Here is a 19,644-nt window from a genome sequence, read left to right as displayed (position 1 = left end):
CTATGCATTACTAACGTTCATTCTTCTTTCTCTGCCACCGCCGGGTGGCAGGCCGGACACTATCTTCGGCATCCAGTCTGTCCCTTACGCGGTTTCCAACCTTTCGGATAAGCTCTTCCGAAATTTCCGTCTCCGCAACGATTCGTTTTTCAACAACAGTCCGGATACGTATTTCTTTTATAACAACAGGCATAATTTCTACAGTTTACGTTCCAACCGATTACAATTCAAAATGACAGTTTCCATTGCAAGTCCACTTCTTGCGGCATCCAATCCACTGAGCGAGCATCCTACCGGATAACAATGCGAACACAGCCAAGCTGCAACCGGAACATTGGCCTGACTTTGTAGCGTAACGACCATATCCAGAGCTACAATTTGATCTTTGGCATTTTTCATGTTCAAACTGTCACAACAGTCGTTCACCCAGAGTTCAAACGGTGCAACTAAAGGCACAAGCGGTGATTTCAAAGTTATTTTGCCGTATTTGATTGCTTTGGGCAATTCTTGGGCAGTATTCTCCGACCCCGTCTGTGTCTGTTTCTCATAGTTCCACCCTAAACCGCTGACTTCTGTAAACGAGGCGTAAAACAGTGAGACAAGTCTCTCCATAAAACACACCCGAAAATAGAATTCATAGGGCGGCAGAAATTTCCATGCAAGGTTCTCAATCATAATCTATAGAAATTATTCAGTAATCTGTATTCCTTCATGTGCCAGAATCAATGTTTCCATAGCTACTGAATTACCATCGGCCTTGAAACCTTCCACCGTAATCTTCTTCGGCCAAGCATTTATCAATGACCAGGTCTTTACGGCTGAATGCGACTCATCCAGCAAACTGATGGTTACGTTTTCGCGTTGGATGATATTCATGTTCACATTGCCAATCCATTTCCATAGTTGGGAGTCAGAAACGAACATGCCTTTTTTCAAGGTAATGTCACTCACTTTCTTTAAGCCGGGCATCTTCAACTTCGTGAAATCATTACTGTCACCGGCACGATAGGTGATTTCTTCGAATTCGGTTTCAAGGCCCGATACTTCACTGAAAGATATTTCACCCACACTTCCCAATGTCACTTTGAAATGAAAACTCGGTAACGGCCACATCTTAGTGTCCTGACTCTGTGCTGATCCATTATCTGCCATAATATTCTATTTTTTAATTGTTAACTTTCATTTTTTTTTGTTATTCTCAGCTCTTTTGCGCCTGCTGTTGGAAAGTGATTTCGATAAACTCTGCCGGGTGAACAACAGCTACCAGCACTGTGATACGCATAATCCCTTCCAAAATATCATCACTTGTCATGGTATCACCCAGGCCGACATGTACTTCGTAGGCATCTTCAGGTGTTGAGCCCGCAAGTCCCCCACGTTTCCATACACTACGCAGGAAATTCTCAATCATGCACTTCATGTTGATCCATGTATTGGCATCGTTCGGTTCGAACACATAGGCACGAGCGGCATTCTTTATCGACTGTTCCAGAAAAATCATCGTGCGACGCACATTGATGTAACGCCAGTCCTGCGAATTGCCGTCCAGTGTACGGGCACCCCATACCTTGATACCTTCGCCGGGGAAGGTACGGATGGCATTAATAGCCTTTCCGGTCATCGGCATATTCAATACTTCCTGGTCTTTGCCCGTAATAGGAACAGCAGGCTTGTTCACGTAGTTCAAAGATACATTGGCTGGGGCTTTCCACACGCCACGTGTATTGTCTACCATCGTATAAACTCCAGCCATTGCAGCCGAGGGAGGCAGCAGGTTCAAATAGTCTTTCACTTTCTTCGCCAGCGACTTATATTGCGGCCAGTTCTGCAACAAGGCATTATGAAGATCGGTCTTAACTTGTTGAATATCGTCCGCTTTCAGTTCCTTACCAGCTGCATCTTTCGATGTGCTTATCATAGTAATACACTTTTTGATATACTCGTCCACCTTCGAATCACCACTAAAGGTGCTTGGAGTGGTTTCTGCATTATAGTTCCAGACCAGCACTCTACTATCAATGTCAGCATCCGATAACACCGAGGTTTCCAGCCAGGGATAATAGGCTGCCGCGTATTGCAGGTTTGTAGTGCCTATACCTGTCCCAAACGAATCCGATATATCCTCTGTCTTAGCGCCCGCTTCCATTGGCACATCCAACAAGGCAAAATATTTTTGCTTGTCGCACAACTCCTTCAGCAAATCGGTATAAACATTCATGCAGTTGGCCGAGTTTACCGCTTCCGGCACTACTACCATTGTGATGTCCTGTTCTTTTTTGATATTGGCAAACACTGTGTCCTTATTGGCCGAATACAACTCACAAAAATCAGCGTTATATCCACCCAATGAAACTACATAGCACGTTCCGCCGCCATTGGCGAAAAACAGCACCATATGATAATACAAGGTACAAATATGCCCCAGTACTCCGCATTTCAAAGCCGTTTTCTTTTCACTATCAGGAAAACAAAACAAAAATTTATCCTTGTCATCCGCCTTAATATCTTCAGAGGAAAGCATGAACTGAGGTGTAGGTGCACCTCCGAAATACGTGTTGTACTCCGTCATTGATGAAATTCGTACCGGCTTATTCAGCAAAGATGAGGTTCCATCCAGAGCTACCTCTGTAAGTCCGATAAAGACCGGAACAGCGGTTTCAACTTCCACTATGGAATTACCGAAGGCATTCTTCTCTTTGATGTAAACACCGGGGGTCTTATATTCTCCCATGATTCTTATAATTTAAAGTTCAACAATCAGTTATCAACTCTTTTGTGCCTGCTGTTGGAATGTTATCTCAATGAACTCGGCAGGATGGGTAACAGCCACAAGTACTGTAATGCGCATGATACCATCCAATATATCTTCAGCAGTCATGGTATCACCCAAGCCTATATGCACCTCGAAGGCATCTTCAGGTGTCGCGCCCGCCAGTCCGCCACGTTTCCATACACTCCGCAAGAAACTATCTATCATGCACTTCATGTTGATCCATGTACCTGCATCATTCGGCTCAAATACATAAGCGCGGGCAGCATTCTTTATCGATTCTTCCAGGAATAGCAAGGTGCGGCGTACATTCACGTACCTCCAATCCAAGGAATTTCCATCCAATGTACGTGCTCCCCATACTTTGATACCTTCGCCACGGAACAGGCGTATCACATTAACGGCTTTTCCATGAATAGGGACGTTCAGTTCGGCCTGCTGCTCATCGTCAATGTCTTCCACCGTACTGCCCACATAGTTCAATGTTACATTAGCAGGAGCTTTCCATACACCGCGACTATTATCCACCATAGTGTAAATACCTGCCATAGCAGCAGACGGAGGAAACAGATTCAAGTTTTTCAGCACACCTTTTATAGCCTGCTTGTAAACGGATGAGACATTGTACAACGCTTGATGGAGCGCCTGTTTATCTACATTATTAGGAAATAGCCATACTACCTTCACATTCTTTTTTATGACTTTTTCATTCCCAGCCTCCTTGATGTCTTTTATACTTTCTATCCGACCTATTACATTTGTTTTTTCCGTGTCACTGTCAGCATAAATATCACCCTCAACAACTTCTTCAAGTTTGAAAGTATGATTGTCCTTTAATACACTACCTTCTATTTCAAACTCCTCTGTAAAACTAGAAAATAGCCATACTACCTTCACATCTTTTTTTATGACTTTTCCAGTCTCAGCCTCCTTGATGTCTTTTATACTTTCTATCCGACCTATTACTTTTGTTTTTTCCGTGTCACTGTCAGCATAAATATCACCCTCAACAACTTCTTCAAGTTTGAAAGTATGACCATTCTTTACTACATCTTCTTTTATTTCAAGCTCCTCTATAAAACTAGAAAATAGCCATACTACCTTCACATTCTTTTTTATGACTTCTTCATTCCCGTCCTCCTTGATATCTTTTATACTTTCTATCCGACCTATTACTTTTGTTTTTTCCGTGTCACTGTCAGCATAAATATCACCCTCAACAACTTCTTCAAGTTTGAAAGTATGACCGTTCTTTACTACATTTTCTTTTATTTCAAACTCCTCAACAAAAAGGGATTCCACTATCTCAGCAAAACCTGCATCTAGCTGTGTCCTGTGAATGTATGCATTATCAGTCCATGTAAACATATCACCCTTCAAGTCTCGCTCTCCCACTATCGAAGTATTCAGCCAAGGGAAATAGGCTGCACCGTAGGAGAGGAAGCTGGAACCTATATTATCACAAAAGAAATTTACTTGGTCTTCTATTTTTGTCTTCTCATTCGCTTTCGGATAGATATCAAGCAGCGCGAAACGGTTTTTCATTGTGTTACCACAATGAGAAAGCATCTGTTGCTGAATATCCTTAAACTCTTCGCTACTACTCAGATTCACAGCTTCAGGTATGGCCACCAGCGTAATCTCCTGTTCAAGCGTCAGCTTTCCCAATCCAGTGATCATAGAGTCCTTTTTCAATGCATCCTTATAACTGCCCACTGAAACAATGTAACATGCACCACCACCGTTAGCAAAGAACAGCATCATGTTGTAGTATAATGTATAACTATTCTTCCCTTCAATACAGAGTGAGCCATCCTTTATATCTACCTCGAACTTCAAGTCAGGCCCTCCACCGAAATACTGTATATACTCCGTCATCGACGAAATTTTCCACGGCACATTCGTCAGGTCATCATTCCCATTCACAGCCCGCTCGGTATAGCCGATAAAAGCCGGAATAGCGGTTGGCGCTTCCACCACCGAGTTCGGAAAGGCGTTCTTCTCTATGATATAAACGCCGGGAGTTTTCATGCTTCCCATAATTATTAGTTTTAAAATTTACAATTATTGTTCTTTAATATAGCACACCTCTCTTAGGGTATGCGGAGAATCCGACTGGAATTTCCCTATTTGCGGTGGTGAGATGAACCGGCTTTCCAACATTCTGCCGATGTAAAGCTGCATCGTTATGTCGTACCGTTCCTTCACCTTAATCCGCCCAGTAGAAGCCAGTCTCCAAACATTGGTTCCCAGGCTTGTTTTTTCACACTTTTCCGGCGGACCGAAAGCCACTATGTTTTCGCGAGTCCGCAAGATGAGGTCTTTTCCCCGCATGTCATTCTCATCCTTAAATACACACAGATACTCCCAATAATAAGCATAGGAACAAAACCGGATAGTGAATTTCAGACAACAACTTTCCTGCAACTGCCTTATTTCTTGTTTTATAGCCTCGAACTGTACACAGTTTTCTTCCCGACCCTCTCCCAATTGCTCTACTTTCGTATAGAGTATTCGTAACCTCTCCGACACCGTTTCTACCGGTTTCATCGCAATCCGGCAAAACTCATTTTTCAGCTTCTGCCCGTTCGTTTCCTTTCTCCATACAAAGCCGTCATTCACTTCCACCAATCCGTTTTCCATGTTGAATTTATAAAAGCTGTCAGGATCATATCCGTCGCTCTCTATCTGTTGCAGAAAACAAGGGTCCTTCACAATCATAGACAACTCCAGTACATCCTTATCTGCAAATCCTGAAGCATCATCGGACATGATCCATTGCCACTCATTTCCACGACTTTGTCTCAACATCACCCCTCGCTGTTTCATCAACTTTTTGGTTTCAGGTGTCGGTTCCAAGCTTACAAAGCTGTTTACGGGCGGATTGTAATAATTATGTTCGATACGTATCGTAGCTATGTTTATATATCGGCTCATCTGTTTTTTCTCCTTTCTATTTTGTTACGCTGACCGACGGTTCACGGGCAATACCACCACTGCTGACGGCTTCCTCCGCATCCACCGCAAGCCTGCGCAGCTTGCACATCACCGACGGATAATATTGTCCGCCCAGTGTGGTCCAGATATTATTAATATCCTGTGCCGAAAGTGTGACGATCTCTACCGTATATTTCTGCCCGTCCAGTTCAAAATAGGGATGCGACTGGATAAAAAGTAACGATTCGTACAGTACGGAAAGCGACTCGGCGTATCGTTTCTCGTCATATACAGCAGCAAGCATCAAGTCAAGGTTCAGCAATAACGGCGCAAACGTCCGCATATAGTCCGAACTATTTCGATTGATACCTGCCGAGATGCCTCCTGCCGTTTCACGCTCAATGTTGACAAGTGAAACAATCAGTTTGCAAGGCTTTTCGCCCGCACTACTACCAATGAATCCTACTTCTGCCATACCTTCGGGCTGCGGGAACTTATGGTGCAAGTACTCGTCCAGAGAGGCTGCATAATATGTAAGGATTCGCCTTATCATTATTCTTCGAAATGGAGGTCATTGATACGGTTACACCAGCCACGTCTGTATTTCTCGTTCTTTGGGCGGCTCTTGCAGATACGGTCAATGTAATCCAAGCGTGCCCGTCTTATCCTGTCAAAGAGTTCGTCCTGTAAAGGATAGTTATTGACAGCGGCAAGGGTATTTTTTCCAACAATGCCGTCGGCTGTAACTTCAAGCAGTTCTTGTGGTATCGCAATACCGTAGTTTCCCGAAGCCCATACCCAGTCTACCAAAATATTGGCAACAGATTGATTTTTTATCTGGTCGGCTTTCCACTTATCCCAATACAGACTTTTCAGGACATCAATCCACTCATCATTCGATAGATGTTTCAAATCGTCTACTGTAGGTTCGGGGAGTCCTTTCCGTTTGCGATATACCCTGTAGGTTGCTATAGTAATACCCATATTGGTTGCTCCTCCCAAATCATCGGGATCATTTACGAAACCACCCTCCCACTTCAGGATGAATGGTGCTAATTTCTTGACATCTGCCATAATACTTTTTTTTAGTTTAACTATTGATTTATTAATGATAAAGGAAATTATAAAGAATTCTTAAACTCGCACTTCCATCGCTACAACTCCTAAATTATCAGATAATCCAGCTCCATACCTTCCTTCAAGGTCATCATTTATACAGAATTCAAGATCGCCATCGCATGCAGCTACTCCATTCCACTGAGTACCAACTCTGAACATTGAATTTCCAATACGGCCGATTAATTCACCTTCATATCCTCCAGGATAAGTATAACCGGGTTTAGCAATCATCCTGGGATCTCCCTCAGTAGTACACGGACGGGATTCCCGTGAAAATGTCCATCTGCCAACCATATAGTCAATGTGTACTCTTTGGCCTTTTTTTACTCTTATACCAGAATTTTGCCAAGGTATATTCGGTCTGATTTGCACAATCTTTCTGATATTGGAAGAAGGAGTAACTTCAGGAGCCGGAACAGGTTCCGAAGCTGAAGCAGAATCATATACCCGTACTCCGGGAGTTATTGTACCTTCATTAACCTGCACAGTACCACAGGTCCCTGCATCACCCGGTCCAATATCCCAAATGCCTTTGTCATGTTTAGCCGTGACTTTTCCTCCTGTGATCGTTATATTTCCACATTTACTTTTTCGCCCGGCATATTGTCCGGCACCACCTATTCCGGCAGATCCGGCACGCCAGGAGGTTTCGTGCTGATAACCTGCATAAGCTTCTATAGTTCCCCCTTCGATAATTATATCACCACATTCGGTAGCATATCCGCATCCTATGCCGGCAGCACCTTCTCCACCATATGCAATCAAGGCACCATCACCTTTAATTGTCAAAACAGAGTTCTGCCTGGTTTGAATAGCAGCCATTTCACGTCCACTTTGCAAAATGTTCTTTCCTTCAAGAACCACAGTGATATAACAATCTTCTGCAATATGGAATGCAACTCCCATATTTCCCGGGTCGCATAAATTGGCATCACGTAAAACAATCGTCGCATTAGTTTTTGCAGATACCGTAATTCCATGTTGCAGGTTCGTACCTGTAACAACATATACTCCCTCCTTCGAAATACGAACAAAATTCGATTCTTTTCCCATGTCTATTCTTTCATAATAAATAGGCTCCGGATTATTTTTAGTTTCCATAATATAAAAGTATTAATTAATAATAGTAGTTATCTACTGTTCAAAAGTAGAGGAAAAAAAGGCAATATACATTTCGAATTCAGTATTTTGATTTACGAATTGTGCAATAAACTATTTATCAATATTTTAAATCATAAAAAGAGACTATAATTCAAACTGTTTTTTACGTTTTAGTGTTAATTTTGACGAATTAGCAAAGACAAATATCACCCCGAAATCAAAAAAACGGTGAGATATAGTCCATCAAACCATATTCCCACCGTTCATTTTTTAATCACGATACTTTTATTACATATTCATCGCATTAGCTCCCAAAGCTCCTAATATAGCCGAAGCCACTGCTATTACAATTTTCAGAATCTTATTCCAAACCGTTTTTTTCATGTCATTTTGTGTTTTTAATCATAAGCTTCAGAACCTATCCCAAAGGATTCTCATCGAGGCCTCCGCCGCCACCGGTATTTCCTCCGTTACCATCATCGGAACCTTCATTTCCATCAGTAGCAGTTCCACCCGTCCACTTTTCAAATTCAACGCCTTGCCACAATGTACGTGTAGTTCCCAATGCCGCCGGACGCGTATATTCGGGAGTAAACATGAAATGCAGGGATGTCACCTGATTCGGATTCACATCCTTCTCATTATCCACCCCTTTACCGCGTGTCCGCGCAATCACGGTAAATGTCCCCAAACCATCCAGACGAACAGTACGGCTGTTTAACAATTGCATCCGCATCACTGACATCAGGTTTCTGATTACGTTGTGCACATCACCCGGCGTTGCCGAGCACTTCTCTGCTACCATCTCCCCCAACTGCTGTAAACTTACAGCACGTCCTACTTTCTTCAATGTCAGGTGCCATTGCTTAACACCGGCTTTCGTTTTCAACTGCGATTGTCTCGCATAATACAATAAAGGCATAATCTTCCTCCTTTTACATTTTAGTTCAACTTCGTTTTACTTATTCTTGTGTTGGCCAACGATGCAAAGGTGAGGATATATTCAGGAATAGCCAAAGAAAACAGAATAACCAAGACGGTTATTTCAGAGTTTATCATAAAGTACTATGAATAAACCACTTATCTACAGACTCATTATAACCAAGATACACAATTAAATAAAACAGCCGGAACCACTCCTTTTCTAGAGTAATCCCGGCTGCTGCCTAAAACAAAATAACCGCTGTTACCTGTCGTTTCTTTTAATGCCCCCTCTTACGTACTATCAATGGTGCTCCAAGTTCCTCCCTCTCCAGTACTTCCAAAAATCCACTTTGTTCCAATTCAAAAAGAGCGGGATATACCCGTAACTTTTCAGCACCGGAGTTCTGAATAATCTCTTCCACGGGAAGACCTTCAGGAAAAGAAGCAATATAATCGATGATTCGCTGGGTATCGATAATCTTATAATTCACATCCATCAATTTGCCCCGTTATTATTCTGTCACTTGGCTCTTGATATATAGCTTCTTTACAAACCGCATATCATGTGTCACCATAATCTTTACTAATTCAGAAAAACTCGTTTTTATCGGATTCCAACCAAGTAACGTTTTCGCTTTTGTCGGATCACCCAACAACTGTTCAACTTCACAAGGACGGAAATACTTAGGATCAACCTCAACCAATGATTTACCAGTCTTTACATCAATTCCTTTTTCACTCACACCTTCACCTTCCCAACGTAGTTCAATGCCAACCTCTTTAAAAGCTAAAGTTGCGAACTCACGAACCGTATGCATCTCCCCGGTAGCTATCACAAAATCCTCTGGAATGTCATGCTGTAGAATCAACCACATACATTCCACATAATCCTTTGCATACCAAAAATACCTATAACCTGGAATGTCTGCTGCTCTCACTGGAAAATCTGCATATCAAAGACCCGGACGAGGTAAAAGCAATATTAAAACTGTCAGATTACGGACGTTTGGGAAATGAAGTCTGGAAAATAATACATAACACCAAGTGGAGTATGGTAAACAACAATGGGAAATACGTTATCGGAGCGCTGAACAAGACACGAAAACAAGGGTAAAAGCCCGGAAATCAAGCGCGAAAGGCAAGCACTGATTATCAGCCTCTTACAAGAAGTTAACTTCCTGTCGACAAGGAGTTAACTTCTTGTTGACAAACTCCTAACTTTTTGTCGACAAGGTATTGCATCCTTGTAATTTAATTCTGTTTTTCTATTTTCCAATCTCCCAATATATGACGCTCACTATCGAAATTCATTCCAACTTTCACCACCGGAAGACCACACTGTGCAAAACGTTCAGGATAATTTTTAAGGTCAATCTGCCGCATGGCAACACCAGCACTCTCGTCAAGTTTCAACCCTACAACATAGAGAGTCGCTAAAGTACGCATCACTATATCCACATGACCGCAGGAAGTATGTACTTCCATATCACTGCGAGATAAAGCAAGGGGGTAATGAATCTAATAATTGAGACATGGGGAGGGAATTTCAAAAAAAAATCATTCCAATATGTCAAAGTACGAAAGCTAGTTTGACATGTTGGAATGATTAAAATAGGGGGCGACGCTTAACTTTTAAGCATCAATGTACAATATGTGTGATATTACAAGAGTTCTATTTCTTTTATAGATAATCCGGTACACTGAGAAATTAGGTCGAAAGAAACACCTTGTTTTTTCATATTAAGGGCTATGAGATGTCGCTCTTTTGTCATCCCTTCAGCTAATCCTTCAGCTAATCCTTCAGCCTTCCCTTCCGCCTTTCCTTCAGCCTTTCCTGCGGCCATTCCTGCAGCCATTCCTGCAGCTATTCCTCTGCGTTCCGCACTATTATACAGCGTTTTTTCCACACTGATAATATCCCAGAATTTTTCATAACCGGCCAATTGCGCATCCGTAAAAGCCGATACTTCCAAGGCATCAACAGCTTTTTTTACTTCGGGATTGGCCATTAGTTCTTCCGGCACTTCACGGGTCTCATCATTGATTTCAGTCAGGTATCGTAACCAAAGCACCTGCATCCTCTTTTCAGAATACGAATGCGGGGTGAATTTGGGTAGCTCTACAAAAATCAGTTGGAGGCCATCAATCACTTTATCAGAGTTTTCCACATGAATCATCTGATAATGATGATAATACCCTTCCAGTTCCGGTTCAAATATCTCATTTACCAGATTCAATGAATACACGGGTTGTAGCAACTCATACTCTTCGCCAACATTCATCTGGCGGACATAGGCCTTAGAAGCATTGAACAACACACGTTGTTTAAACTCCGGTGACCAAATCATCTGCATTTCCACAATGAACTGTCTGCCCTGCTTGTCCTTGCAACGGACGTCAACAATACTGTTCTTACGTAACGGATTTTCGGGAACCATCTCCGAAGGGAGATATTCAATATCAGCTATTTCCTGATCGGCAGTCAGTGGCAGCAAGGCATTCAGGAGACTCATCACCAAATCGGGATGTTCGCCAAAGACCCGCTTAAAGGTCAAGTCTGCTTTAGGATTCAAATATTTCATAATTCATCTAATTTTAAATGCAAATATGTACTTTATACATTATAATATCCCTATAATGAGGACTTTTAATGCCTGACAAAGATACGCATTTATCATCAAGAATACCAGCAAAGTATTATAAAAATCAGAAAACTGTAGCAATAAGTTCATGAATTCTGCCTCGTACGGTTCACCAGCGAAAGATGCAGCCATCCATAAAGCCCCAGCACAATAACCAGTAATGTCTGTATACCGTGCACAATCAAAGCAAAAACTCCCGCATCGGTAGCGTTGATACCGTATAACATCATCATCGTGATGACGGCAAAGTGCCAGGATCCCGCCCCGTTGGGAGTAGGAACAATCACCGCAAAGGTTCCGCCTACGAACATAACCAATCCGGCCAAAAAGCTAAGATGCCCGGTAAAAGAAAAACAATAGAAAGTAATATAAAAGTGATAAAAATAACATATCCAGATAAGCAATGTATAGAGAATGAAAAGCGGGATGTTCTTCACTCCCTTCAATGACATCACACCTTCCCACACATTGAGTACCACCCCCTTCACTTTCTCGAAGAAAGAAAGCATACGCAAAAGAAAATAGAGCAACACCAATACCCCTATCACACAAAAAAGTACAACATAAAACCAGGGAGACGTCACCAAATGCAGCAACGAAGGAATTTTTGTTCCCGTCTCTTCAAAAAAACGCAGGAAAACGGGCATCTGCATCAAAAAGGTAATTCCTGTAATCAAAAGAATGGTAAGCGTATCTATCAAACGTTCCGTCACCACCGTACCAAGCGATTTGGTAAAAGACACATCATCATATTTGGCAAGCACCCCACAACGGGAAACTTCACCCACACGGGGCAAAACAAGATTAGCGGCGTAAGAAACAAAGATGGCATCCACACAATCACCTGTTTTCGGATAGGCACCCAATGGCGCAAGCGTCTGCTTCCAGCGCCAGCCACGGAACACATGGCTCATTACACCAAAAAATAATGAAAACAACATCCACCCCCAATTAGTGCCATACAAAAGCACTTCCTTGGCACGTGTAAAGTCAAAATCACGATACACCCAATAAAGAATAAAACCGCCCAAAGCGAGCGGCAAAAGGATTTTCAGTGTCTTTTTTAATAGTTTATTCATGCAGAATTCGTTATTCTTCGTCGAAAAGGATTACCTTTGCGAGCTGCAAAGATAGTGCAAACCAAGAGCAGTACAAAAGAAGCTCGCTTATTTTTAATGCCGAGGTGCAGTCTGTCTTCGCGAAGCAAAGATAGTGCAAAGATTGTTCAAAAGTAACGATTCAGTTGATAAATGAGACTAGTAAAACCTAAAAAGTTTCTCGGCCAACACTTCCTGAAAGACCTGAAAGTGGCACAGGACATAGCCGACACCGTAGACGCATGTCCCGGACTTCCTATATTGGAAGTAGGCCCGGGTATGGGTGTATTAACCCAGTTTCTGGTAAAGAAAGAACGTCAGGTAAAGGTAGTGGAACTGGATTATGAGTCCGTAGCCTATCTGCGCGAAGAATATCCGTCATTGGAAGACAACATCATCGAAGACGATTTTCTGAAAATGAACCTGCAACGCCTGTTCGGTGGACAGCCGTTTGTGCTGACAGGAAACTATCCTTATAACATATCCAGCCAGATTTTTTTCAAGATGTTGGATAACAAAGAACTGATACCTTGCTGCACCGGCATGATACAGAAGGAAGTAGCTGAACGTATCGCTGCCGGTCCCGGTAGCAAGACATATGGTATTTTAAGCATATTGATACAAGCATGGTATCGCGTGGAATACCTTTTCACCGTGCACGAACATGTGTTTAACCCACCGCCAAAGGTGAAAAGCGCCGTCATCCGCATGACGCGAAACGAGACTAAAGACTTGGGCTGTGACGAGAAACTGTTCAAGCAAGTAGTAAAAACCACTTTCAACCAACGACGCAAGACGCTGCGAAACTCGATAAAGCCGATACTCGGCAAAGACTGTCCGCTGACGGAAGATGCCGTGTTCAACAAAAGGCCGGAACAGCTGTCCGTACAGGAGTTCATCAACTTGACCAACCAAGTGGAGCAGGCGTTAAAAAAGATGAGTTAGCTACGAGTGACAAGCTACGAGCTACGAATGACAGATTTATGGTTGACAGTTATATTGTTATAAGTTGCGAGTATGCCACACAGCTCTTGTAGCTCGTAGCTTGTAACTAAAAACTAATTAATTATGGACGAAACCTACATTGACAATGTCAAAAACCTCATAGAGCAGAAAGACGCAGAGAACGTCAAATCGCTCCTTATAGACCTGCATCCTGCGGATATTGCCGAACTCTGCAACGACCTGAGTCCGGAAGAGGCCCGTTTTGTATATCGCTTGCTGGACAATGAGACTGCGGCAGATGTATTGATGGAAATGGACGAAGACGTCCGTAAGGAATTCCTGGAAATACTCCCGTCAGAAACCATTGCCAAACGCTTTGTGGACTATATGGATACGGATGATGCCGTAGACCTGATGCGTGAGCTGGATGAAGAGAAACAGGAAGAAATCCTCTCACACATTGAAGACATCGAGCAGGCAGGAGACATCGTAGACCTGTTGAAGTACGACGAAGACACCGCCGGCGGTTTGATGGGTACCGAAATGGTGGTCGTGAACGAGAATTGGAGTATGCCGGAATGTCTGAAAGAGATGCGCCAGCAAGCTGAACAGTTGGACGAAATCTACTACGTCTATGTCATCGATGACGAGAACCGTCTGCAAGGTGTGTTTCCACTGAAAAAGATGATCACCTCCCCTTCTGTATCCAAGGTTAAACACGTGATGCGGAAAGACCCGATTTCCGTACATGTGGATACATCCGTGGACGACGTGGTACAGATCATTGAAAAATATGACTTGGTAGCCGTTCCTGTTATCGATAGCATCGGACGGCTTGTGGGACAAATCACCGTAGACGATGTCATGGATGAAGTTCGTGAGCAATCGGAACGTGATTACCAGTTGGCATCCGGTCTTTCCCAAGATGTGGAAACGGATGATAATGTAATGCGCCAGACCAGTGCCCGCTTACCATGGCTTATCATCGGTATGCTGGGCGGTATCGGCAATTCCATGATTCTGGGAAACTTCGACGCAACCTTCGCCGCCCATCCCGAAATGGCGCTCTATATTCCGCTGATCGGTGGTACGGGTGGAAACGTCGGAACACAATCTTCGGCTATCATCGTGCAAGGCCTCGCCAACAATTCGCTGGATGCCAAAGATATTTTCAAGCAAATCACCAAAGAATCCGTAGTAGCCCTCATCAATGCCACTATCATTTCTTTAGTAGTATATATCTATAATTTTGTCCGGTTCGGCGCCACCGCCACCGTCACCTATTCCGTTTCCATCAGCCTGTTCGCCGTAGTGATGTTCGCATCTATCTTCGGCACACTGGTACCTATGACACTGGAAAAGTTGAAGGTAGACCCAGCCATTGCTACCGGACCGTTTATAGCGATTACCAACGACATTATAGGCATGATGTTGTACATGGGAATAACCGTGCTACTCGCCTAAATGAAGAAAAATGAAAAAAAACTGATGAAAAAAGTATGAAGTAATTGTTTTATTTCATTAATTTGTGACCTAATGTAACCCGAACGGGTAAAACCGTTTCTTAAAATGTATCTACAATGATGGACACTCATGACACTAATCTCCCCGAAAAGGCGGTGGAATTAGAAGAAGAAAAGAAAGCAGCTGAGGTTTCAGAACCGGCTCTGACGGAAACTCCGGCTGAAGAAGCAACGCAGGAAGAACAGCCGGTAGAAGCCGCACAAAAGCTAAGCAAGGAAGATATCCTGGCTAAATTGAAAGAGATTTCCGCGGATGTGGAAAATGCCGGCAAGCAGGAAATAGATAGTCTGAAACAGGCTTTCTATAAGCTTCATAATGCCGAACAAGAAGCGACAAAGAAGCTGTTTATCGAAAACGGGGGAATAGCAGAGAATTTCATTCCGACAACGGATACCGTTGAAGAGGAATTCAAAAATATCATGTCCGTCATTAAAGAAAAGAGAGGTGCATTGTCAGCTGAACAGGAACAACAAAAAGAGCTGAATCTGCAAATCAAACTTTCCATTATCGAGGAACTGAAAGAACTCGTAGAGTCACCCGACGATGCCAACAAATCCTACTCAGAATTCAAGAAATTACAGCAACAGTGGAATGAAGTGAAACTTATTCCGCAAGCCAAAGTCAACGAACTGTGGAAGAGTTATCAACTCTATGTGGAGAAGTTCTACGATCTGTTGAAGCTGAATAATGAATTCCGCGAATATGACTTCAAAAAAAACCTGGAAATCAAGACACATCTATGCGAGGCCGCTGAAAAACTGGCAGATGAAGCGGATGTAGTGTCGGCTTTCCATCAGTTACAAAAGCTACATCAGGAATTCCGCGACACGGGTCCGGTTGCCAAGGAACTGCGTGACGAAGTATGGAACCGATTTAAAGCTGCTTCCACAGCCGTAAATCGCCGTCATCAGCAGCACTTCGAATCATTGAAGGAAGTAGAGCAGCATAATCTTGACCAGAAAACAGTGATTTGTGAAATCATTGAAGCAATAGACTACAATGAGCTGACCAATTTTGCTGCCTGGGATAATAAAACACAGGAAATCATTGCCCTGCAGAACAAGTGGAAGACCATCGGCTTCGCACCGCAAAAGATGAATGTGAAGATATTCGAGCGTTTCCGTAAAGCGTGTGATGAATTCTTCCGCAAAAAAGGTGAATTCTTTAAAGCCCTGAAAGAGGGTATGAATGCAAATTTGGATAAAAAACGTGCTCTTTGCGAGAAAGCCGAAGCTCTGAAAGACAGTACCGACTGGAAAGCAACCGCTGACGAACTAACCAAACTGCAAAAAGAATGGAAGACTATCGGTCCGGTAGCAAAAAAATATTCTGATGCAATATGGAAACGGTTTATTTCCGCTTGCGACTACTTCTTCGAACAGAAGAACAAGGCTACTTCTTCCCAACGTTCCGTTGAGATAGACAACCTGAATAAGAAGAAGGAAATCATTGAGAAGTTGGGTGCCATTGATGAAAATATGGATACGGATGAAGCGACTCAATTGGTACGCGAATTAATGAAGGAATGGAACAACATCGGGCATGTACCTTTCAAGGAAAAAGACCGTTTGTATAAGCAATACCACGGACAAGTGGATAAATTGTTCGACCACTTCAACATCAGCGCAGCCAATAAGAAGTTGAGTAACTTCAAATCCAACATCAGCAGTATTCAGGAAGGTAGCCCGCAGTCACTCTATCGCGAACGCGAGAAACTGGTACGTGCAGCAGATGCCATGAAGAACGAATTGCAGACTTATGAGAATAATCTTGGCTTCCTGACAGCTTCTTCAAAGAAAGGCAACAGCCTGCTGACGGAACTAAACCGCAAAGTAGAAAAACTGAAGGCAGACATCGAGTTGGTAAAACAAAAAATTAAAGTTATCGACGATTCCATTCGTAGCGCCGAATAATTTAAGCCTATATATACAAAGAGGGTGCTTCAACGTTTTTGAAACACCCTCTTCGTTATTTATATCTTATTAATGATGGAACAGACGAATACCTGTAAATGCCATAGCGATACCGTATTTATCGCAAGTTTCAATAACATGATCATCACGTACTGAACCTCCTGCCTGGGCAATGTATTCCACACCAGTCTTATGAGCACGCTCTATATTATCTCCAAACGGGAAGAAAGCATCTGAACCCAAAGCTACTCCTTTCAGAGTATTCAGCCATTCACGCTTTTCCTCACGGGTCAGCACTTCCGGTTTTTCTGTAAAGAACTGCTGCCAAATACCGTCAGCCAACACATCATCATGGTTATCACTGATATAAATATCAATCGTATTATCACGGTCGGCACGGCGGATTTTCTCTACCCAAGGTAAGTTCAATACTTTTGGATGCTGGCGAAGATACCAGATATCAGCTTTATTCCCAGCTAAACGGGTACAGTGGATACGGCTTTGCTGCCCTGATCCGATACCAATCGCTTGTCCGTCTTTCACATAACATACAGAATTGGACTGCGTATATTTCAAAGTAATAAGTGCTATCATTAAATCACGCTTTGCAGCATCCGGAAAAGTCTTATTCCGGGTAGGGATATTAGCGAACAATTCGCTGCCATTCAACTGAATCTCGTTGCGTCCCTGTTCAAAAGTTATTCCGAACACATCCTTACGCTCAACCGGTACAGGTTTATACGAAGGATCGATCTTAATCACATTATAAGTACCCTTACGCTTGTTCTTCAGAATTTCGAGTGCATCGTCCGTATATCCCGGAGCAATAACACCATCGGACACTTCGCGGTTAATAAAACGGGCAGTCGCCTCATCACAGACATCACTCAAAGCTATAAAATCTCCGTAAGATGACATACGGTCCGCACCACGGGCACGCACATATGCACTGGCCAGAGGAGAAAGCGGCAAGTTATCAACAAAATAAATCTGCTTCATTGTCTCATCCAATTCCAGACCAATAGCAGCACCTGCAGGGCTAACATGTTTGAATGAAGTCGCAGCCGGCATTCCGGTAGCCTCTTTCAACTCCTTCACCAACTGCCAACCGTTCAGTGCATCCATGAAATTGATGTATCCCGGACGTCCGTTCAGGACTTCGATAGGTAACTCCCCCTCCTGCATAAAAATGCGGGCCGGCTTCTGATTAGGGTTACAGCCGTATTTGAGTTCTAACTCTTTTGCCATAGTTTTAATTATTTTGAATAGAATTGCTACATTATTACTTAAAACATAAAGTATGATCAATCATTATAAATCCACAACAGCACAGGCTTGGTTTCAGCCTTTAACAACACATCAATTTGCCTCATCGTTTCATTGCAAATCACCGGACATCCCTGACTCATACCCAATGGAAGATGTGAAGGATAAACTTCTGTCGCAGGCAAAGGAGTATAAGAATGTAATACGACAATACGTTTGAAAGCATTATCATTAGTGGGTTCCAGACCATGCAATTTATAATGGACATTGATTCCCCATTTGCTATAAGCCCGAATACCTACTTTGTATTTTCCCAGAGAAGAGCAAAGACTTCCCGGCGTATTGCTAAAGACAGGTTTAGAAGGTGTACTATCTTTCCCATAGCCATGGGCACAAAGACTTGCATACTTAATGGAATCTCCTTTAAAATCCCAAACAAAGAAACGCTTTTTACCAGAATGTATGCTGAAATCTACTAAGAAACAATAATTCGTACTGAATCCCTTACTAACGCAATATGCCTTTGCTTCATGCGCTTTCGATTTCAGACGTTGATGATCGACAGCATTTACCGTAATGCCTTCACTACATTTGACACATGCTCTACCCTCTGATCCTAAAATAAAGAAAAATAGCAGCAGAAACTGAATGAATCTCTTCATAAGCTCCATTATTTGTATTAGACGTTAATAGACTTAGGGAGAAAAAGCAAAAAAGCTACGAACTTATTACATTCGCAGCTTTTTTTAGTTGGGCTACCTGGATTCGAACCAGGAATGACAGGACCAGAATCTGTAGTGTTACCATTACACCATAGCCCAATAACAGGTCGTTCCTGTTTTGCGGTTGCAAAGATACAAAGAATTTGATAATCCAAAACAATTTCTCGTGTTTTTTTCTCTAAAATCTGCTAAGATGCCGTATGCCAAAGAAATATATACCTAAAAAAAATCAAAAATTGAAAGACTTTTTCCCTTTTAGGTGTTTGATACAAGAATTCAGCGTATATTTGTCAACTGTTTAATTTTAATAATAAGTAATGAACGAATCAAAGAAACTCATTCAACAAATAACCGAAGGTATACAAGATAAAAAAGGAAAAAATATTGTAATAGCAGATCTTTCTAAAATTGGCGATACTATCTGCAACTATCTCGTCATTTGTCAGGGAAACTCCCCAAGCCAGGTGACCGCCATTGTAGAGTCCGTAAAGGAATTCACCCGCAAAGGCGCTAACAGCAAACCTTTTGCAATAGACGGATTGCGCAATGCCGAATGGGTAGCAATGGATTACTCCGACATACTGGTCCATGTGTTTCTACCCGAAACGAGAGACTTCTACAATCTGGAAAATCTCTGGGCCGACGCCAAATTAACCCAAATACCTGACATTGATTAATAAGCCC

At 42.6% G+C, this 19,644-nt stretch carries 21 protein-coding genes, 1 tRNA gene and 2 pseudogenes; 5 read left to right on the top strand and 19 right to left on the bottom strand.

What is annotated here, in order from left to right; all coding sequences use genetic code 11:
• Positions 1-10 precede the first annotated feature (10 nt).
• From K6V21_RS10890 to K6V21_RS10830, 13 genes and pseudogenes are all read right to left on the bottom strand, one after another.
• Positions 11-193, bottom strand: coding sequence for a hypothetical protein (locus tag K6V21_RS10890; protein WP_217715213.1), 183 nt, complete (start codon positions 191-193; stop codon positions 11-13).
• Positions 194-198: 5 nt separating this feature from the next.
• A complete protein-coding gene (locus K6V21_RS10885) occupies positions 199-675 on the bottom strand; it encodes a phage tail protein (RefSeq protein WP_217715215.1) in 477 nt (158 codons plus the stop codon).
• A gap of 12 nt (positions 676-687) precedes the next feature.
• Positions 688-1,152, bottom strand: a complete 465-nt coding sequence (locus K6V21_RS10880) for a phage tail protein (protein WP_217715216.1) — start codon at positions 1,150-1,152, stop codon at positions 688-690.
• A gap of 46 nt (positions 1,153-1,198) precedes the next feature.
• The gene (locus K6V21_RS10875) at positions 1,199-2,731 is read right to left on the bottom strand and encodes a phage tail sheath family protein (RefSeq protein ID WP_217715218.1); all 1,533 of its coding nucleotides are present in this window, start codon (positions 2,729-2,731) and stop codon (positions 1,199-1,201) included.
• Between the two features lie 33 nt (positions 2,732-2,764).
• Positions 2,765-4,810, bottom strand: a complete 2,046-nt coding sequence (locus tag K6V21_RS10870; protein WP_224321768.1) for a phage tail sheath C-terminal domain-containing protein — start codon at positions 4,808-4,810, stop codon at positions 2,765-2,767.
• Positions 4,811-4,834: 24 nt separating this feature from the next.
• Positions 4,835-5,707 carry a hypothetical protein gene (locus K6V21_RS10865; protein ID WP_217715220.1) on the bottom strand — a complete coding sequence of 291 codons (873 nt, stop codon included), beginning with the start codon at positions 5,705-5,707 and terminating at the stop codon, positions 4,835-4,837.
• A 16-nt stretch (positions 5,708-5,723) separates the two neighbouring features.
• Positions 5,724-6,260, bottom strand: a complete 537-nt coding sequence (locus tag K6V21_RS10860) for a Pvc16 family protein (RefSeq protein WP_217715222.1) — start codon at positions 6,258-6,260, stop codon at positions 5,724-5,726.
• Positions 6,260-6,781, bottom strand: a complete 522-nt coding sequence (locus K6V21_RS10855; RefSeq protein ID WP_217715223.1) for a glycoside hydrolase family 108 protein — start codon at positions 6,779-6,781, stop codon at positions 6,260-6,262. Before K6V21_RS10855 ends, K6V21_RS10860 begins: the two co-directional genes overlap by 1 nt.
• A 60-nt stretch (positions 6,782-6,841) precedes the next feature.
• On the bottom strand, positions 6,842-7,927 hold the full coding sequence (locus tag K6V21_RS10850) for a carbohydrate-binding domain-containing protein (protein WP_224321767.1): 1,086 nt from the start codon (positions 7,925-7,927) through the stop codon (positions 6,842-6,844).
• A 288-nt stretch (positions 7,928-8,215) separates the two neighbouring features.
• Positions 8,216-8,311 (bottom strand): smalltalk protein, encoded by a 96-nt coding sequence (locus K6V21_RS10845; protein ID WP_217715379.1) that lies wholly within the window; start codon positions 8,309-8,311, stop codon positions 8,216-8,218.
• A 34-nt stretch (positions 8,312-8,345) separates the two neighbouring features.
• A complete protein-coding gene (locus K6V21_RS10840) occupies positions 8,346-8,849 on the bottom strand; it encodes an HU family DNA-binding protein (protein ID WP_217715380.1) in 504 nt (167 codons plus the stop codon).
• A 280-nt stretch (positions 8,850-9,129) separates the two neighbouring features.
• The gene (locus K6V21_RS10835; RefSeq protein ID WP_217715383.1) at positions 9,130-9,348 is read right to left on the bottom strand and encodes a hypothetical protein; all 219 of its coding nucleotides are present in this window, start codon (positions 9,346-9,348) and stop codon (positions 9,130-9,132) included.
• Positions 9,349-9,363: 15 nt separating this feature from the next.
• A pseudogene (locus tag K6V21_RS10830) lies at positions 9,364-9,762 on the bottom strand (GDP-mannose 4,6-dehydratase); the annotation flags it as partial.
• Here K6V21_RS10830 and K6V21_RS10825 point away from each other — a divergent pair.
• Positions 9,744-9,965, top strand: a complete 222-nt coding sequence (locus tag K6V21_RS10825; RefSeq protein WP_224322115.1) for a hypothetical protein — start codon at positions 9,744-9,746, stop codon at positions 9,963-9,965. The pseudogene K6V21_RS10830 and the gene K6V21_RS10825 sit on opposite strands and share 19 nt — an antisense overlap.
• A 137-nt stretch (positions 9,966-10,102) precedes the next feature.
• Here the strand turns inward: K6V21_RS10825 and K6V21_RS10820 are convergent.
• The 3 genes and pseudogenes from K6V21_RS10820 to K6V21_RS10810 all read right to left on the bottom strand — a co-directional run.
• Positions 10,103-10,339 (bottom strand): annotated as a pseudogene (locus K6V21_RS10820) (PD-(D/E)XK nuclease domain-containing protein); the annotation flags it as partial.
• Between the two features lie 173 nt (positions 10,340-10,512).
• Positions 10,513-11,433 carry an Rpn family recombination-promoting nuclease/putative transposase gene (locus K6V21_RS10815; RefSeq protein ID WP_224321766.1) on the bottom strand — a complete coding sequence of 307 codons (921 nt, stop codon included), beginning with the start codon at positions 11,431-11,433 and terminating at the stop codon, positions 10,513-10,515.
• A 146-nt stretch (positions 11,434-11,579) separates the two neighbouring features.
• Positions 11,580-12,572 (bottom strand): lysylphosphatidylglycerol synthase transmembrane domain-containing protein, encoded by a 993-nt coding sequence (locus K6V21_RS10810; protein ID WP_224321765.1) that lies wholly within the window; start codon positions 12,570-12,572, stop codon positions 11,580-11,582.
• A 171-nt stretch (positions 12,573-12,743) separates the two neighbouring features.
• Here K6V21_RS10810 and rsmA point away from each other — a divergent pair, with 171 nt between their 5' ends.
• The 3 genes from rsmA (at position 12,744) to K6V21_RS10795 (ending at position 16,972) form a co-directional block, all read left to right on the top strand.
• Positions 12,744-13,535 (top strand): 16S rRNA (adenine(1518)-N(6)/adenine(1519)-N(6))-dimethyltransferase RsmA, encoded by a 792-nt coding sequence (gene rsmA, locus K6V21_RS10805; protein WP_217715411.1) that lies wholly within the window; start codon positions 12,744-12,746, stop codon positions 13,533-13,535.
• Positions 13,536-13,658: 123 nt separating this feature from the next.
• Positions 13,659-14,999, top strand: coding sequence for a magnesium transporter (gene mgtE, locus K6V21_RS10800; protein ID WP_217715412.1), 1,341 nt, complete (start codon positions 13,659-13,661; stop codon positions 14,997-14,999).
• 116 nt (positions 15,000-15,115) lie between these two features.
• Positions 15,116-16,972, top strand: coding sequence for a DUF349 domain-containing protein (locus tag K6V21_RS10795; RefSeq protein ID WP_224321764.1), 1,857 nt, complete (start codon positions 15,116-15,118; stop codon positions 16,970-16,972).
• Between the two features lie 69 nt (positions 16,973-17,041).
• Here K6V21_RS10795 and K6V21_RS10790 read toward each other — a convergent pair whose 3' ends face one another.
• The 3 genes from K6V21_RS10790 to K6V21_RS10780 all read right to left on the bottom strand — a co-directional run bounded on the left by K6V21_RS10790 (position 17,042) and on the right by K6V21_RS10780 (position 19,059).
• Positions 17,042-18,220: a phosphoribosylaminoimidazolecarboxamide formyltransferase gene (locus tag K6V21_RS10790; protein WP_224321763.1), complete on the bottom strand. Its 1,179-nt coding sequence runs from the start codon at positions 18,218-18,220 to the stop codon at positions 17,042-17,044.
• Between the two features lie 56 nt (positions 18,221-18,276).
• Complete coding sequence (locus K6V21_RS10785) at positions 18,277-18,909, bottom strand: murein L,D-transpeptidase catalytic domain-containing protein (RefSeq protein WP_217715415.1); 633 nt, start codon at positions 18,907-18,909, stop codon at positions 18,277-18,279.
• 79 nt (positions 18,910-18,988) lie between these two features.
• Positions 18,989-19,059 (bottom strand) — tRNA-Gln (locus tag K6V21_RS10780).
• Positions 19,060-19,277: 218 nt separating this feature from the next.
• Between K6V21_RS10780 and rsfS the strand changes: the two genes are divergently transcribed.
• On the top strand, positions 19,278-19,637 hold the full coding sequence (gene rsfS, locus K6V21_RS10775; protein WP_007212354.1) for a ribosome silencing factor: 360 nt from the start codon (positions 19,278-19,280) through the stop codon (positions 19,635-19,637).
• Positions 19,638-19,644: the final 7 nt, after the last annotated feature.

The organism is Bacteroides cellulosilyticus, from assembly GCF_020091405.1.
Lineage (GTDB): Bacteria > Bacteroidota > Bacteroidia > Bacteroidales > Bacteroidaceae > Bacteroides.
This window is presented reverse-complemented; position numbering and strand designations above follow the sequence as displayed.

Coding starts and splice junctions, on each gene's coding strand:
- K6V21_RS10890 (WP_217715213.1), bottom strand. CDS start 193: ATGCCTGTTGTTATAAAAGAAATACGTATCCGGACTGTTGTTGAAAAA.
- K6V21_RS10885 (WP_217715215.1), bottom strand. CDS start 675: ATGATTGAGAACCTTGCATGGAAATTTCTGCCGCCCTATGAATTCTAT.
- K6V21_RS10880 (WP_217715216.1), bottom strand. CDS start 1,152: ATGGCAGATAATGGATCAGCACAGAGTCAGGACACTAAGATGTGGCCG.
- K6V21_RS10875 (WP_217715218.1), bottom strand. CDS start 2,731: ATGGGAGAATATAAGACCCCCGGTGTTTACATCAAAGAGAAGAATGCC.
- K6V21_RS10870 (WP_224321768.1), bottom strand. CDS start 4,810: ATGGGAAGCATGAAAACTCCCGGCGTTTATATCATAGAGAAGAACGCC.
- K6V21_RS10865 (WP_217715220.1), bottom strand. CDS start 5,707: ATGAGCCGATATATAAACATAGCTACGATACGTATCGAACATAATTAT.
- K6V21_RS10860 (WP_217715222.1), bottom strand. CDS start 6,260: ATGATAAGGCGAATCCTTACATATTATGCAGCCTCTCTGGACGAGTAC.
- K6V21_RS10855 (WP_217715223.1), bottom strand. CDS start 6,781: ATGGCAGATGTCAAGAAATTAGCACCATTCATCCTGAAGTGGGAGGGT.
- K6V21_RS10850 (WP_224321767.1), bottom strand. CDS start 7,927: ATGGAAACTAAAAATAATCCGGAGCCTATTTATTATGAAAGAATAGAC.
- K6V21_RS10845 (WP_217715379.1), bottom strand. CDS start 8,311: ATGAAAAAAACGGTTTGGAATAAGATTCTGAAAATTGTAATAGCAGTG.
- K6V21_RS10840 (WP_217715380.1), bottom strand. CDS start 8,849: ATGCCTTTATTGTATTATGCGAGACAATCGCAGTTGAAAACGAAAGCC.
- K6V21_RS10835 (WP_217715383.1), bottom strand. CDS start 9,348: ATGGATGTGAATTATAAGATTATCGATACCCAGCGAATCATCGATTAT.
- K6V21_RS10815 (WP_224321766.1), bottom strand. CDS start 11,433: ATGAAATATTTGAATCCTAAAGCAGACTTGACCTTTAAGCGGGTCTTT.
- K6V21_RS10810 (WP_224321765.1), bottom strand. CDS start 12,572: ATGAATAAACTATTAAAAAAGACACTGAAAATCCTTTTGCCGCTCGCT.
- rsmA (WP_217715411.1), top strand. CDS start 12,744: ATGAGACTAGTAAAACCTAAAAAGTTTCTCGGCCAACACTTCCTGAAA.
- mgtE (WP_217715412.1), top strand. CDS start 13,659: ATGGACGAAACCTACATTGACAATGTCAAAAACCTCATAGAGCAGAAA.
- K6V21_RS10795 (WP_224321764.1), top strand. CDS start 15,116: ATGATGGACACTCATGACACTAATCTCCCCGAAAAGGCGGTGGAATTA.
- K6V21_RS10790 (WP_224321763.1), bottom strand. CDS start 18,220: ATGGCAAAAGAGTTAGAACTCAAATACGGCTGTAACCCTAATCAGAAG.
- K6V21_RS10785 (WP_217715415.1), bottom strand. CDS start 18,909: ATGGAGCTTATGAAGAGATTCATTCAGTTTCTGCTGCTATTTTTCTTT.
- rsfS (WP_007212354.1), top strand. CDS start 19,278: ATGAACGAATCAAAGAAACTCATTCAACAAATAACCGAAGGTATACAA.